The organism is Hymenobacter sp. YC55, from assembly GCF_029433095.1.
Lineage (GTDB): Bacteria > Bacteroidota > Bacteroidia > Cytophagales > Hymenobacteraceae > Hymenobacter.
This window is the reverse complement of sequence record NZ_JARNTX010000005.1, coordinates 286837-302561: the sequence shown is the minus strand read 5'-3', so window position 1 is coordinate 302561 and position 15725 is coordinate 286837. Positions and strand designations below refer to the sequence as shown.

General features: G+C 56.1%; 5 protein-coding genes. All 5 read left to right on the top strand.

The window, feature by feature from the left end; translation table 11 throughout:
* The first annotated feature begins 279 nt into the window (after nucleotides 1–279).
* The 5 genes from P1X16_RS25870 (at nucleotide 280) to P1X16_RS25850 (ending at nucleotide 15591) form a co-directional block, all read left to right on the top strand.
* On the top strand, nucleotides 280–2544 hold the full coding sequence (locus tag P1X16_RS25870; RefSeq protein WP_277235192.1) for a heavy metal translocating P-type ATPase: 2265 nt from the start codon (nucleotides 280–282) through the stop codon (nucleotides 2542–2544).
* Between the two features lie 12 nt (nucleotides 2545–2556).
* On the top strand, nucleotides 2557–2934 hold the full coding sequence (locus P1X16_RS25865) for a cupredoxin domain-containing protein (RefSeq protein WP_277235190.1): 378 nt from the start codon (nucleotides 2557–2559) through the stop codon (nucleotides 2932–2934).
* A gap of 297 nt (nucleotides 2935–3231) precedes the next feature.
* Nucleotides 3232–5484, top strand: coding sequence for a xanthine dehydrogenase family protein molybdopterin-binding subunit (locus tag P1X16_RS25860; protein WP_277235188.1), 2253 nt, complete (start codon nucleotides 3232–3234; stop codon nucleotides 5482–5484).
* A gap of 347 nt (nucleotides 5485–5831) precedes the next feature.
* Complete coding sequence (locus P1X16_RS25855; protein WP_277235186.1) at nucleotides 5832–6071, top strand: hypothetical protein; 240 nt, start codon at nucleotides 5832–5834, stop codon at nucleotides 6069–6071.
* Between the two features lie 1378 nt (nucleotides 6072–7449).
* A complete protein-coding gene (locus tag P1X16_RS25850; protein WP_277235184.1) occupies nucleotides 7450–15591 on the top strand; it encodes a malectin domain-containing carbohydrate-binding protein in 8142 nt (2713 codons plus the stop codon).
* Nucleotides 15592–15725: the final 134 nt, after the last annotated feature.

The window sequence follows — 15725 nt, the reverse complement described above, 5'->3', positions numbered from 1 at the left end:
CTGGAACTACTTGTCTTCAAAACAACAATTGAGTAGTGCTAGAAGCTGTTTTCAGGCCTTACCGATCTGCTTTATCCGCCCCCTGCTGAGCAGAATTATGCATAAGCAAAGCGCAATTATATAAACGTTTTGGCGGGGCTAGGGGCACTACAAATTGTGTAACTATTGTTCAAGATTACATACCGCGCAGAGTAGCTGTGAGCAGTTCCTTTGCAGGGTTACTTGGTGTAGCACGTGCTTGTTTGAAGCGGCCCTACGCCTCCATCTAGCTGATTTGTTATGTCTCCCGAACTTGAAACCACCACGCTTGATATCGAAGGAATGACCTGCGCCTCGTGCGCTTCCTTCGTGGAGAAGTCCTTGAGCCGCACACCCGGCGTGCAAAATGCCATGGTGAATTTTGCGACCGAAAAGGCTACCGTTCACTACCTGCCCGACCAAGCCTCCCCTACCACCCTCAAAGAAGCCGTGGTGAAGGCTGGTTACGGCGTTATCGAGCGGGTCCCGGATACCAGCGCTGCCGAGCGCAACGCAGAAATCGACCGGCAAAAGGCGGTAGCCTACCAGAAGCTAAAGCGCCGCTTTTGGGTGGCCTTGGGCTTAGCCATTGTCATCATGCCGCTGAGTATGCTCATGCTTTGGCCTGCCCTGATGCAGCGCGTGAACATGCAGTGGCTGAACTACACGCTGCTTGTGCTGACGCTGCCGGTGTTGCTCTACAGCGGCCGCGAATTCTATGTATCGGCCTGGAACGGCTTCAAGCACCGGGCCGCCAACATGGATACACTGGTGGCCGTGGGCACGGGCGCGGCGTTTCTGTACAGCCTGGCCGCGACAGTAGTTCCGGGTTTCTTTACAAGCCGCGGCATTATGCCCGAGGTGTATTACGACACCACCGCCACCATCATTGCCCTAATTTTGCTTGGTAAGGTGATGGAAATGCGCGCCAAAACGCAGACCTCCGCTGCCATGAAAGCGCTGTTGGGCTTGCAAGTCAAAACGGCGCGCGTGGTGCGCCCCAACGGCCAGGAGCTGGATGTGCCCATCGAGCAAGTGCAGCTCGGCGACACCGTGGTGGTGCGTCCCGGCGAGAAAGTAGCTACCGACGGGGTAATCCTGGAAGGCCATTCCTCGCTCGACGAAGCCATGCTCACTGGTGAGAGCCTACCCGTAGAAAAAAAGGTGGGCGACGCCGTGTTTGGTGCCACGCTCAACAAGACCGGTTCGTTCCGCTTCCGCGTCACCAAGGTCGGCGCCGATACCATGCTCTCGCGAATTGTGAAGCTGGTGGAAGATGCCCAAGGCAGCCGTGCCCCCATCCAGCGCCTGGCCGACAAAGTCAGTGCCATCTTCGTGCCGACGGTGGTAGTCGTTGCCATCCTGACCTTTGTGCTGTGGTTTGATTTGGCCACGGTGGCAACTCGCTTACCGCTGGCATTGGTCAACTTTGTGGCGGTGCTCATCATTGCCTGCCCCTGTGCTTTAGGCTTGGCCACGCCCACGGCCATCATGGTTAGCACGGGCAAGGGAGCCGAGCACGGGGTGTTGATTCGCAATGCCGAGGCGCTGGAAAAGGCCTACCAGGTAAACACTGTACTGCTCGACAAAACCGGCACCATCACCAACGGCCAGCCCGCCGTGACTGATTTCGTAGCGCCTGGCCAAGATGCCAAGCACCTGTTGCACCTCATAGCCGCCGTAGAGCGGCAGTCGGAGCACCCGTTGGCCGAAGCCGTGGTGCGCTACGCCGACGCGCAACATGCGGCGAAAGTATCGGCTACGGGTTTTCGGGCGGTGGAAGGCAAGGGAGCCGCTGCTACGGTAGCCGGGCAAGCGGTACTTATTGGCAACCGCCGCCTGCTGGCCGACGAAGGCGTGGCGCTTTCACCGGAACTCGTCACCCAAGCCGAACAACTGCTTGATCAAGCCAAAACGGTGCTGTACGCGGCCGTAGCCGGCGAAGCCGTAGCCCTGATTGGCGTGGCCGATTCCGTGCGCGAAACGTCGGCCGCGGCCATCCGAAAGCTGCAAGCACTAGGTATAGAAGTAGTGATGATGACCGGCGACAACCCGCAGACGGCAGCCCAAGTAGCCAGCCAAGTCGGCATTAAGCGCTACTTCGCGGAAGTGCTGCCCGGCGATAAAGCCGGCAAGGTGAAAGAGCTGCAAATGGAAGGCCGAATAGTAGCCATGGTCGGCGACGGTATAAACGACGCGCCCGCGCTGGCCCAAGCCGATATCGGGTTGGCCGTTGGTTCGGGAACCGATGTGGCCATGGAAGCGGCGGGCATCACGCTGATGCGCTCGGACTTGAATGGAGTGGTGACAGCTATTGAGTTGTCGCGCCAAACCATCCGCACTATCCGGCAGAACCTGTTCTTTGCCTTTATCTACAACATCTTGGGCATTCCTATTGCGGCCGGGCTGCTGTATCCGGTGCTTGGCTGGCTGCTCTCGCCCATGCTGGCGGCCGGCGCTATGGCGCTAAGCTCGGTGTCGGTACTTACCAATTCGTTGCGCCTACGCGCTTTCACTAACCGTTAATTGCTCTTTCTCATGGATACCGCTGAAATCATGGTGACGGTTGGGGGCTTGGCGCTGGCCGTGTTTGTGGTGTGGTACTTTTTCTTTTCGTCACGTCAGACTGCGGCGGCGGTTTCGTCTTCGGGTGGCGTGCAGGAAGTGGCCGTTACGGTGAAGGGCGGCTACTCGCCGGCCGTAATTGAAGTGGAGCGTGGCAAACCCGTGCAGCTAAGCTTCTACCGCGACGAGGAAAACAGCTGCTCTGAAGAACTGCTGATGCCCGACTTCAGCGTCCGCCGCGACCTGCCTGCCTTCAAAACCACGCTGGTAGAGCTGCTGCCGCAGCAAGCCGGCACGTTCGAGTTTACATGCGGCATGGGTATGCTGCGGGGCAGCTTGGTAGTGAAATAGATTCCTATAGCAACACAACAAGGACAACCTTCTACTTACATATGCCTCACCCCTATGGGTGGGGCATTTTGGTATCCACCTAGAGCAGCCGATGGAGGTAGCTAGGGTTTCTAAACGAATGCTGTGCGGGCAACCTAGAATAGGTCCCCAAGCGCAGTAGCAGTTTGCAGGGTAGTGCTGGTCAATGGCAACTTTCCAGTAAATCGACCGGTAGAGAAAAACTGCTCTTGCTGGTGGATTAGAAGTGACATTACATGCCTCCCTTAGCTTTGAGCATAACGCCTTCAACACCGAAGCATGACTTCTAACCCTATAGGTAACCGGGAAGTAGGCCGTCCACTCGACCGGGTCGATGCGCACCTCAAAGTCACTGGCCAGGCGCGCTATACGGCCGAGATGCCGGTACCGCACGTAACGCACGGCGTGCTAGTACGCAGCACCATTGCGCGGGGCCGTATCACGCACATAAACACAGAGGAAGTGGCGCGGTATCCGGGCGTGCTGGCGATACTCACGCACGAGAATGCGCCCCGCATGAAGCAACCCGATGAGTTCGATCCAAGCAAAAGTGAGCCGAGTGCGGCGCCCACAACTTTGGTCGCCCTCAACACCGACGAAGTGTTCTGGCATGGGCAGCCGGTGGCCGTGGTGGTAGCAGAAACGCTCGATCAGGCACAGGAAGCGGCAGCGCTGCTGCAAATCAGCTACGAGCCCGGCGCACCCGGCCGCTTGTCGTTGCACGAAGAAAAGCCTCGTGCGTTCGTGCCGAAAAAGGTGATGGGCGAAAAGCCGGAAGTGAAAAAAGGCGATGCCGAAGCGGCCCTGGCCGCGGCTCCCTACAAAGTAGATTGCATCTACACCACGCCCCCTTACAATCACAACCCCATCGAAGCGCACAACACGCTGGCGTATTGGGAAGGCGACCATTTGACGGTGTACGATTCCAGCCAATACATTACCGGGGGGCAGAAAATGCTGGCCGAAATGTTTCATCTGCCTAAAGGCAACGTCCGCGTAATTTCTGCCTTTGTGGGAGGCGCCTTTGGCAGCAAGGGCCGGGCTTGGCCACACGTAGCCCTAACGGCAGCGGCGGCTAAGGTGGTGGGGCGCCCGGTGAAAATCGACTTGCCACGCAAAGACATGTTTTACATGGTGGGCGGCCGCACACCTAGCGAGCAACGCGTAGCCTTAGGCGCCGATGCAACCGGCCAGCTAACGGCCCTGATTCATACCGGCATTACGGCTAGTTCCACCAAAAACACGTTTCCCGAGCACTTCTCGTTTCCGGCTCGTCACCTCTACGCCTGTCCCAACCTGCTAATCCAGCAGCAACTCGTGCGCCTCGACATGGTCCCTAACACCTTTATGCGCGCCCCCGGCGACGCGCTGGGTATGAACACGCTGGAAGCCGCTATGGACGAGCTAGCCTACGTGCTGCACATGGACCCTGTCGAGCTGCGCCTCCGCAACGATACGGCCACCGACCCTACTGAACGAGTCCCGTTTTCCAGCCGCCATTTAAAAGAGTGCTTCGAGCTGGGCGCCGAGAAGTTTGGTTGGCAGCAGCGCAACCCCGAGCCACGTTCCATGCGCGACGGTGAGTGGCTGGTTGGGTGGGGTACGGCTAGCGCCTATTACCCGGCCAACAAGCGCCAGTCGGAAGTTAAACTTATGCTGCAAGCCGATGGCACGGTCGTGGTGCAGTGCGGAACCCACGAAATGGGCAACGGCACGTCTACTATCATGACGCAATACGTAGCCGAGCAGCTAGGTTTATCTGTACAGCAAGTTCGCTTCGAGTACGGCGATACGCGCCTGCCCAAGGCCAGCGGCAGCTACGGCTCTACTACCACGGCAACTGTGGGAGCAGCCCTTGCGGAAGCCTGCGCTACCCTGAAGCGGCAACTACTCAAGCTTGCGCGCAAAGACCACGCGTCGCCCCTATGCTATGCCACCTCAGCCAAAGTGGACGCTCGTGATGGGGGCTTGTTCTTGAAAGCTGAGCCGACCAAGGGCGAATCGTACGTTACCCTGCTGACTCGCCTCGGCCGTAACAGTTTGGAGGTTAGTGGCCAGACTCCTTCTGGCTGGTACGACAAGCTGACGCAAGCTGCTTACTCGTTCCAATCGTTTGGGGCGCATTTCTGCGCGGTGCGTGTGCACCAGGATACAGGGGAGGTACAGGTTACGCGCTGGGTGGGCGTGTACGACTGCGGCCGCATCCTCAACACCAAAACGGCTAACTCTCAGTTTCTTGGCTCCATTACCATGGGCATTGGCATGGCGCTGTGGGAAAATACCGCCTGGGACCAGCGCGACGGCCGCATTCCCAATGCCAGCCTAAGCGAGTACCACGTGCCCGCGGCGGCTGGTCTCCCTCACATCGAGGCCTATGCCCTTGACATTCCCGACCCACACATGGCCTTAGGAGCGCACGGAGCAGGCGAAATAGCTATGACCGGCGCGGCTGCCGCCGTGGCTAATGCGGTATACCACGCCACCGGCAAGCGTATCCGCGACTTGCCTATCACACCCGATAAATTGCTGTAAGTTAGTGGCCTTGGATACTTGTAGCCATCAAGCACAGTGTTGGATGAAGCCGTTAGATTCACGTCGAGAATGTTGTGCTACTGTGCATGAGCTGTTTACTATAAAAGCAGCAACGATAGCTCGACCAATACCCCAAGTGGCTCCGATTACAACAGCGGAGTTTACTACGAGTCTGTTGATACGGCAGGTGCAGTGAACTGATTACCCATGATCAAGCTTCCAGGCAATGTTGACAGCAATGGGATGCAACTAAGAATAGTTATGCTGTAGCACAGGAATCGCAGCAGTATGATAGGGAGTGCGAAGTAATAGTGCTAGTTTAGCAGCACTTACACTTTCTATTCGTTATGCTCCGGGTTACTGTCAAGCGGACTATAGGTATCGACACAGGTCTGCTTAAGCCTGATAAAAAAGCGGAGGCGTATTACGTGGCTCAGATCAAGAAGAAGCTTCAGGATGTGCAATGCACAACCCACGGTACCCGGCCCTTTATCCACTTGCTACCCGAGCTCGGTGGCTACTCGGTGAGTTTAGAGAATGAGTGCTGTGCTGCTTTCAGCGACTTGTGCCTCCGAAAGCTACACTAACCTCTTACAAAAAGCACGAAGCTTTAAGTAGTGTTGAGCGGCCTTTTGTGCGCCGCTACCAGCCGTAACGCCATACGGCGCAGGTCAAAAACAGAAAGACCAGGACTAAAAGAGCCCAGCCAATTTTATCACTCGTGCGTAACTCTTGATATACAGGCCGGCGGCGCTTTCTGGAATGAGCCCTCCCAAACATAACCAGTTCTATCTATACGTGAGCCCCGAAGGTAAGAACTCGGTTTCTAATACTCTTCGTTTAGGGGACAACTATTTCCTGGCATTGTACAGCTAGCTGAACACTAGATTTAAGGAGACCTGCGGGCTCTTTTTTCTATAGCTCGCATTTTGCGTAATCCGCCTGCCAAGCACAAAGCTCACTTTAGCAGCTCAAGCAGTAGCTTATTCTTCGCGTGCCAACCGTACTACTCGGTCACTTAGTATGTCTAGCATAGACCGGCTACTACGGCAGCTATCCTTAACTCTTTACTGGCCTTTGCAGCTAGTAACCGTAGAGGTTTCTATTAGAAAAAACCTGGTTAATAACAAGCATAAGCTGCTGGAAATTTGGACATCAGAAGACAAGTTAATTCTGAAAATGCTTCGTCCTATTTGTGCAGCTCTACACGAAACAAACTAATGCGTTATCCTGCTTCCATAAAGCAATTATGAGCTGTTTTTGCTTAATCAAGAGAAACTAGCACCTAGGAAATATTCTAATTCTCGAAAAAAGTTTAAAAATTCATCGAAAATTCTTTTCGCTTATTGAGGTATTCACAAAAAATATCAGAAAATTTACATCTGAAATTATAGAGCACAACCATTAGAGTATTTCAGATACGCAACTGAAAAGAAAGCTTACACATACATTAATCTAGCGCGGGAAATGATATGAATTACGGCTACTTCTTATCTAGAAAATTGAATTATTCCGTCTGCGATCCAAAAGTCTGGCGTATTCGCGTCATCTAGATTGCACCTGTCAGCGCACGGCTTTACGAGTTCGTCTTGCTTAGGATACTAACACGGCTACTTCCAGCCAATCAAACTTATCCCGCCAACGACGGCCCCGTGTTCAAGCAAGCATTCCTAAGTCGTGAGGCCCTTCCACCCACCAGCCTTTCATTCGACCTTCCAAGCTGCCTCTGTCAAGCAGTTGGTACATCAAAGCGCCTGCTTCGATGTGCTAAATGCGCAGATACAGCTAGCCGACCATCGGCCACTCACGAAGTATCTGTCAACCTGTACAGGCGAAAGCAACTGCTCAGCCAAGTCTACTACAACCAGTACTTGCTAGTCAACAGTTGCCGCCTACCTCTACCACCAAAAACAAACTATTAGCTGCTCTCAAAGCAAAGGTCACCTTCCTTGTAAATCCGCTACCATGAATAAAAACCTTTACTACGGCAAAAGAAGCCTCTACCAAAGGAGCCTTTGGGTGACTTCTTTTCTTTACTTCTGCTTTGGCGCTATCCTTCCCGGGGAAGTGCTAGCTCAGTCACCAGTTAACAAGGGCATAAGCCAAGCTGCCAGCCAAGCCCAACAGAACAAAGCGGCAGCAAACGACAAGCCCAAAAAGAACGCGAAATTGCCCGCTGCGCCGCTCATTGGAGCGCGCCTAGCGAATGCGCAATACAACTTCTCGTTCTCGCCGAGCGCCCTGAAGGGCGCTACACTAGAGTACCCAACCTCGTTGCAGTTCGGCCCCGATGGTCACCTGTACGTTTCGCAGCAGAACGGTATAATCAAGGACCTAACTATCCGGCGCAATGCAGCGAATGATTATACCGTAACGAGCGAGAAAGAAATCAACTTAATCAACTTAATAGCCAACCATGACGATAACGGACAGGTCAACTCAGGCGTTACTGTCCGCCAAGTAACAGGCATCCTCGTCAAGGGCACATCGAGTAGCCCTATCATCTACGTGTCGTCGAGCGACAGCCGCGTGGGTGGTCCCGGCGGCGACCTCAACCTCGATACCAACTCCGGTGTGGTCTCGAAATTAACCCGCACGGGCACTACTTGGAGCAAGGTGGATCTGGTGCGGGGCCTGCCCCGCTCCGAGGAAAACCACGCTGTCAATGGTATGCAGCTCGACAACAATAAGCTGTACTTGGCTGTCGGCGGCCACACCAATGCCGGCTCGCCTTCCGTCAACTTCGCTTTCACTCCTGAGTATGCTCTTTCGGCGGCTATCCTCTCTATCGACCTCGATGCCATAGCCAAATTGCCTGTTAAAGGCACTGGCAACAGCTCCTACATATACGATCTGCCCACGCTTGATGACCCCGACCGGGCGAACCTAGCCGATGGCAGCGACCCATTTGACCCCTTCGGCGGCAACGATGGCTTAAACCAAGCCAAGATTGTGGCGGGCGGGCCGGTGCAGATCTTCTCCCCTGGCTACCGTAACCCCTACGACATCGTTATTACGCGCGCCCGGCGCATGTATACCATTGACAATGGCGCCAACCAGTATTGGGGCGGCTACCCTGAGAACGAAGGGGGTGGAAACGCTACCAACAACTATGTCGACGGCGAGCCCGGGTCCGGTGGCCCTACAGCCACGGAGAATATAGTCAACAACCTCGACAACCTGCACTACATTGGCAACCTTGCTACGTACACGCCCGGTAGTTATTATGGTGGTCACCCTGCTCCCACTCGCGCCAACCCAACCAAAGCTGGTTTATACACCCACGATGGTACAAGTGGCGTGTTCCGCATTAGCAAAACGGGACCTACTCCCTTGCCTGCCGACTGGCCACCAGTAAGCCAAGCCAACCCCATTGAAGGCGACTACCAAGCGCCTGGAAGCGCTGCCAGCAAATCATTGCTCACCTTCGAAGCTTCTACCAACGGGCTTTGCGAATACACGGCCTCCAACTTCGGTGGCGCCTTACAGGGCTCCTTGCTGGCTTGTAGCTTCAATGGCGATATTGTTAAGATTTCACTTACGGCCGACGGCACAAACGTAACCAACCCATACAACCCAGCCAACAAAGTCAACTCTGACTTGCCCTTCGCTTCGGGCTTTGGTTCCACTCCTCTTGATATAACAGCGCAAGGCGACGGCGAAATCTTTGCTGGTTCGGTGTGGGCGGCTACCTACGGGGCTAGCGCCATCACCATCTTCGAGCCACAGGACTTCCTTACCTGCTCGGGTGCCTACAACAGCAACGACGACGACCAGGACGGCTACACCAACGCCGACGAAATCGACAACGGCACCCAGCCCTGCTCGGCCGCCAGCAAGCCCAACGACTCCAACAGCAACAACATCTCTGACCTCAACGACCCCGACGATGACAGCGATGGGCTGGCCGACAACAAAGATTTCTTTGCCATAGACAAAGACAATGGCCTGGCCACAAACCTACCTGCCAAGTACGACCTACTTAACAATGGACCAGGAGGGTTGTACAATGTTGGCTTCACGGGCTTGATGTGTAACGGCGACACTACTTATTCTGATTCGTATGTGTATGAGAACATTACCGGAGGCGGAACGGCTGGCATTTTTACTATCGTAAAGGTGTCGGAAGGTGATGCGCTGGGAAAATTGAACACGCAACAGAACGGTTTCCAGGTAGGCATCAAGTCCACCGGTTCGCCCTTTACCGTGCAAGGGCGAATGCTAGCTTCTTTCTTCGGTGGTCAAGCGCCACAGGGCTCTCAATCGCAAGGCATCTACCTAGGTACTGGCGACCAAGACAACTATCTAAAGATTGCCTTAGCCGCAAACGGCGGCGCAGGAGGATTGCAGATTGTACATGAGAATGCTGGCGTACCGGTTACCACCAACTTTGCTTTACCCGGCGGGCTGCCAAGCACGTCCATCGACTTCTTCTTCGCAGTAAACCCGGCCGCAGGTACAGTACAAGTCAAGTATGCCATTAATGGTGGTAGCACCATAACCAACATAGGTAGCCCCATACAACTGAGTGGGGCACTGCTGGCGGCGGTACAAAGCGGCAAGTCTTATGCGGTAGGCTTGATCGCTACCTCGCGCGGCGCATCCCCTTTTGGGGCCTCGTGGGACTTTATCTACGTAACTGCGGATCAGGTAACTGCCTTGGGTACCTGGAGCACGGTAGCACCAACTACTGGCAATTTTACGGGGCGGCAAGAAAACGCCTATGTTGCTGCCGGCAACAAGTTTTACTTGCTCGGGGGCCGGGGCACGCAGCCCGTGCAGGAGTACAACCCAACCGCCAAGAGCTGGGCGACGAAAGCAGCACCACCCGTAGAACTCAGTAATTTTCAAGCCGTGACGCTGGATGGCCTCATCTACGCCATGGGCGCTATGAACGGGACGTATCCGCGCGAAATTCCGGTACCGAACGTGTACGTCTACAACCCCGTCTCCGACAAATGGAAAGTGGGCGGCACTATTCCGCAGGCACGCCGGCGTGGATCGGCAGGCACGGTGGTGTATAAAGACAAAATCTACATGGTAGGTGGCATCACCGATGGGCACTGGGCCGGTTGGGTGTCGTGGTTTGATGAGTACGACCCTGCCACCAACACCTGGAAAGCCTTGGCTGATGCGCCGCGCGCCCGTGACCATTTCAACGCTACCATCGTCGACGATAAGTTGTACTTGGTGGGTGGCCGCCGCTCGTCTGTGTCGACCAACCAACCCGTCGAATTGACGGTTGCTGAAGTAGACGTGTACGATTTCACGACCGGCAAATGGTCGACGCTACCCAATGCGAGCAACTTACCCACCCCACGGGCTGGCACCGCTACAGCGGTATTAGGCACTGAATTGCTCGTTATCGGCGGCGAAAGCAGCCTAGCTACGGCACACAAAGAGACACATTCGCTGGACGTAACAACCAACACCTGGCGCCGGGTGGCCGACCTACAGGCAGGCCGCCACAGCACGCAGGCCATTGTCAGCAACAGCGGTGTATACTTGGCTGCTGGCGCTACCACGCAAGGAGGAACTTCGCTGGCCTCTTCCCAAGAAGCATTCTACCTTTTCGCTCCTACCTCGCCGAATGGCACTGCTCTTACGCCGAGCAAGCTGACGGCAGTAGCTACTTTGGATTACGGTTTCCAGGCTCCGAATACGGATAGCACCCGGACGGTCAAGCTAACCAATACGGATGGCAACCAAGCCGTTTTGGTATCGGCCGTTACGCTCAGCGGATCGTCGTCCTTCTCTTATACCACTCCTTACATCCTGCCTTTCGTTGTTGCGGCTGGGAAGAGCATTGAAGTCCCCGTAAAATTCAGCACGGCTGTTGGGGGCACTCAAACCGCGAAGCTTGTTGTATCGCACTCTGGCGCGGGCGACACCACCGTTACGGCTCTTAAAGGAGGCGGCAGAATGGCACCGCTGTACCGTGTTCGAGCGGGCGGTGATGCCGTAACTACTTCGACTGGGACCTTCTCGGCCGACCAGAACTTCAACGGCAACGGTAGTACGTATTATGCTGGCAATGCTATTACGGGCACGGAGGATGACGCACTGTATCAAGCTGAGCGCTATGGCACTTCCTTCGGCTACGCCTTCCCCGTCAGCAGCGGCCAGCAGTACCGCGTCGTGCTCCACTTCGCCGAAATCTACGCCACCGCCGTCGGCCAGCGCGTCTTCGACGTGAGCCTAGAAGGCAGCAAGGTGCTCGACAACTACGACATCTATAAGAAAGTGGGCACCAACGTGGCCACCACCGAGACCTTCACCACCACTGTGGCCGATGATGTGCTCAACCTGAGCTTCAGCTCGCTGGCCGCTGACGGGGGCGTGGACAACGCCAAGATTTCGGCCATCGAGGTCTACCGCCTCAGCTCGGGCACCAACCAGCCCCCCCTGGCTAATGCCGGGCCCGACAAGACGGTTTCCTTGCCCGCTACCAGCACGAGCCTAAGTGGCTCGGGCAGCGACACGGACGGCACGATTGCCAACTATGCGTGGACGCAGGTAAGCGGACCTAATACGGCTATCTTCTCCAACAAAAACGTGGCGGCTCCAACGCTTAATAACCTGGTAGCCGGCTCGTATGTGTTCAGCCTTATCGTCACCGACAACGAAAACCAAGCCAGCACCGCCGACCAAATAGTAGTCAAGGTGAATCCGGTTCCGGCAGGGGTGGCGCCAATTTACCGTGTGAATGCAGGTGGCTCAGCGGTTAGCGCGTCTATTGGCACCTTCGAGGCGGACCAGTATTTCAGCGGCGGTACTGCCGCCGACACGCAAAATCCTATTGCGGGTACCACCGATGATGCCCTGTATCAGACCGAGCGCTGGGGTACGATGTCGTATAACCTACCGGTTAGCAATGGCACTTACACCGTGAAGCTTCACTTCGCCGAGGTGTACTGGAGCAATGCTGGTCAGCGTGTATTTGACGTGACGGCTGAGGGCACTAAGGTGCTCACAGCCTATGACATCGTGAAGAAAGTGGGCCAGAACACGGCTACCACCGAAACCTTCACCGCTACCGTAACGGACGGCCAACTCACCATTGCTTTCACGAAGGGAACGGCTGGGGCCGATGAGCCCAAAGTGTCGGCCATTGAAGTATTGACTACTGCCACGCCCAATGCAGCACCAGTGGCAAATGCTGGTCCTGATAAGAGCACGACACTGCCCGAAAGCACTGTTATTCTTACTGGCTCGGGCACCGACTCCGATGGCACAATTGCTAGCTACGCCTGGACGCAAGTCAGCGGACCAAACACCGCTATTTTCTCCAGCAAAACCGCAGCCGTACCTACTGTTAGTGGACTGATTGCCGGCCCATACGTGTTCAGCTTGGTTGTGACCGACGATGCGGGTCAGGCTAGCACTGCCGACCAAGTAGCCGTAACCGTCAACGCGGCGGCTAACGCTGCCCCAGTAGCCAATGCTGGCCCCGACAAGACTGTGACGTTGCCTGCCAGCAGCACCGCATTGGCTGGCTCAGGCACTGATACCGACGGCAGCATTGTCAGCTACGCCTGGACGCAAGTCAGTGGGCCGAATACCGCTACTTTCTCTAGCACAACCATCGCTACTCCTACTGTTAGTGGGCTGGTAGCTGGCGCGTATGTGTTTAGCTTAATTGTGAGGGACAACGCCGGACTAGCTAGCCCCGCCGACCAAGTGACAATAACCGTAAATGCTGCAGCCAATGTACCACCAGTAGCCAATGCTGGCCCTGACAAAACTGTAACACTGCCAGCTAATACAACTACCCTATCTGGCTCGGGTACCGACTCGGATGGCAACGTTATTACCTATGCCTGGACCCAAGTAAGCGGACCGAATATTGCTACGTTCTCTAATGCCGCCGTAGCAGCTCCTAGTGTAGGCAATTTGGTAGCTGGCGCTTACGTGTTCAGCCTCATCGTGAAGGACAACGCCGGACTAGCTAGTACAGCGGATCAAGTAACCGTGACCGTTAATTCCGCCGCCAACGCTACACCAGTAGCCAACGCCGGGCTTGACAAAGCCATTACGCTGCCGGTAAGTACTACCACCCTGGACGGTTCCGGCACGGATGATGGCACTATCATAACGTATGCCTGGACGCAAGTGAGCGGCCCGAACACGGCTGTCTTCACCAACAAGGCCGTAGCTCAACCTACGGTTAACAGCTTAATTGCCGGCTCGTATGTGTTCAGCCTGGTGGTCACCGACAACGCCGGCCTCGCAAGTTCTGCCGACCAGGTGACGGTGATCGTCAGCCCCGCTTCCTCCGGCAGCGTCACTGCCCTCTACCGCCTCAACGCGGGTGGCCCGGCCCTGACTACCTCGGGCATGACCTTCTCGGCCGACAACCAGTATGTGACGGGCGGCTTCCCCTCCGGCGGCGGCTCGGCCATTGCTGGCACCGTCGATGATGTGTTGTACCAGACCGAGCGCTGGGGCACGATGACCTATAACCTGCCCGTGACCAACGGCACCTACACCGTCAAGCTCCACTTTGCTGAGGTGTACTGGGGTGCTGCCGGCCAGCGCGTGTTCGACATCGCCGCCGAGGGCACGAAGGTGTTCACCGCCTACGACATTCTGTCCAAAGTTGGTCAGAACACAGCTAGAGTCGAGACACTGACCGTGACGGTGACCGACGGCACGCTGAACCTGGCCTTTACCAAGGGAACGACCGGCAAGGACGAACCCAAAGTGTCGGCCATCGAAGTGCTGTCCACGGGTGCGGCCAACACAGCCCCCGTGGCCAATGCTGGCGCCGACAGAACCATTACGCTGCCCGTTAGCAATGTTCAGCTGCTAGGCGCAGGCACGGATGCCGAGGGTAGCCCCTTGACCTATGCCTGGACGCAAGTGAGCGGCCCAAGCACGGCTGTCTTCACCAGCAAAACGGTAGCGCAGCCCACGGTTAGTAACTTGGTGGCCGGCCCGTATGTGTTCAGTTTGATCGTCACGGACAACGCGGGCTTAGCTAGTCCTGCCGACCAAGTGACGGTAACAGTCAATGCTGCCGCTAACGCGACGCCAGTGGCTAACGCTGGGGCTGACAAAGCTATTACGCTGCCAATAAACAACGTAACGTTAAATGGTTCCGGCACGGATGATGGCACTATCATAACGTATGCCTGGACGCAAGTGAGCGGCCCAAACACAGCTGTCTTCACCGACAAGACAGTGGCCCAACCCAGCGTCAGCGGGCTCATCGCTGGGTCTTATGTATTCAGTCTGGTGGTAACAGATAATGCTGGTTTGGCCAGTCCCGCAGATCAAGTAACGGTGGTAGTGAACCCGGCCGTTGCCGGCACGCCGGTCTACCGCCTCAACGCGGGTGGCCCGGCCCTGACTACCTCGGGCATGACCTTCTCGGCCGACAACCAGTATGTGACGGGCGGCTTCCCCTCCGGCGGCGGCTCGGCCATTGCTGGCACCGTCGATGATGTGTTGTACCAGACCGAGCGCTGGGGCACGATGACCTATAACCTGCCCGTGACCAACGGCACCTACACCGTCAAGCTCCACTTTGCTGAGGTGTACTGGGGTGCTGCCGGCCAGCGCGTGTTCGACATCGCCGCCGAGGGCACGAAGGTGTTCACCGCCTACGACATTCTGTCCAAAGTTGGTCAGAACACAGCTAGAGTCGAGACACTGACCGTGACGGTGACCGACGGCACGCTGAACCTGGCCTTTACCAAGGGAACGACCGGCAAGGACGAACCCAAAGTCTCAGCTATCGAGGTGTTAACCACTTCTACCACGGCTGCTCGTACCAGCGCGGCTACTAGCACTAGCGCAAGCACGCTTGCTACCACCTCGACCGTACAGGCGGCGCAGGTAGCCAACGTAAGTGAGCTGGTGCAGGTTTATCCTAACCCGTCGACTGATGGGCGCTACCAAGTGCAGCTGCCTTCTGTCTTCCAGGGTGAGGTAAGCTACTCGCTTATTTCGGCCCAAGGTGCCCTGGTGCGCCAAGGCAAAGCAACGCTTAATGGCAGCACGCTTCTGCTCGACTTCTCGCAGCAGATGCCAGCTGAAGGAATTTACCATCTGCAACTGACTACTGACAAAGCACACGCTAAAGTCAAGCTTCAGCGTCACTAATCCCCCGCAGTAGGATGCACTACGGCAGGTAGGTTAGTGGTTGGTCGTCGACTAATCACTGAGCTACCTGCCGTTATGCAATCAGGCCACTTACCACTCTATTACACTCCCTTCCATACCCCTCCGATGTGCCC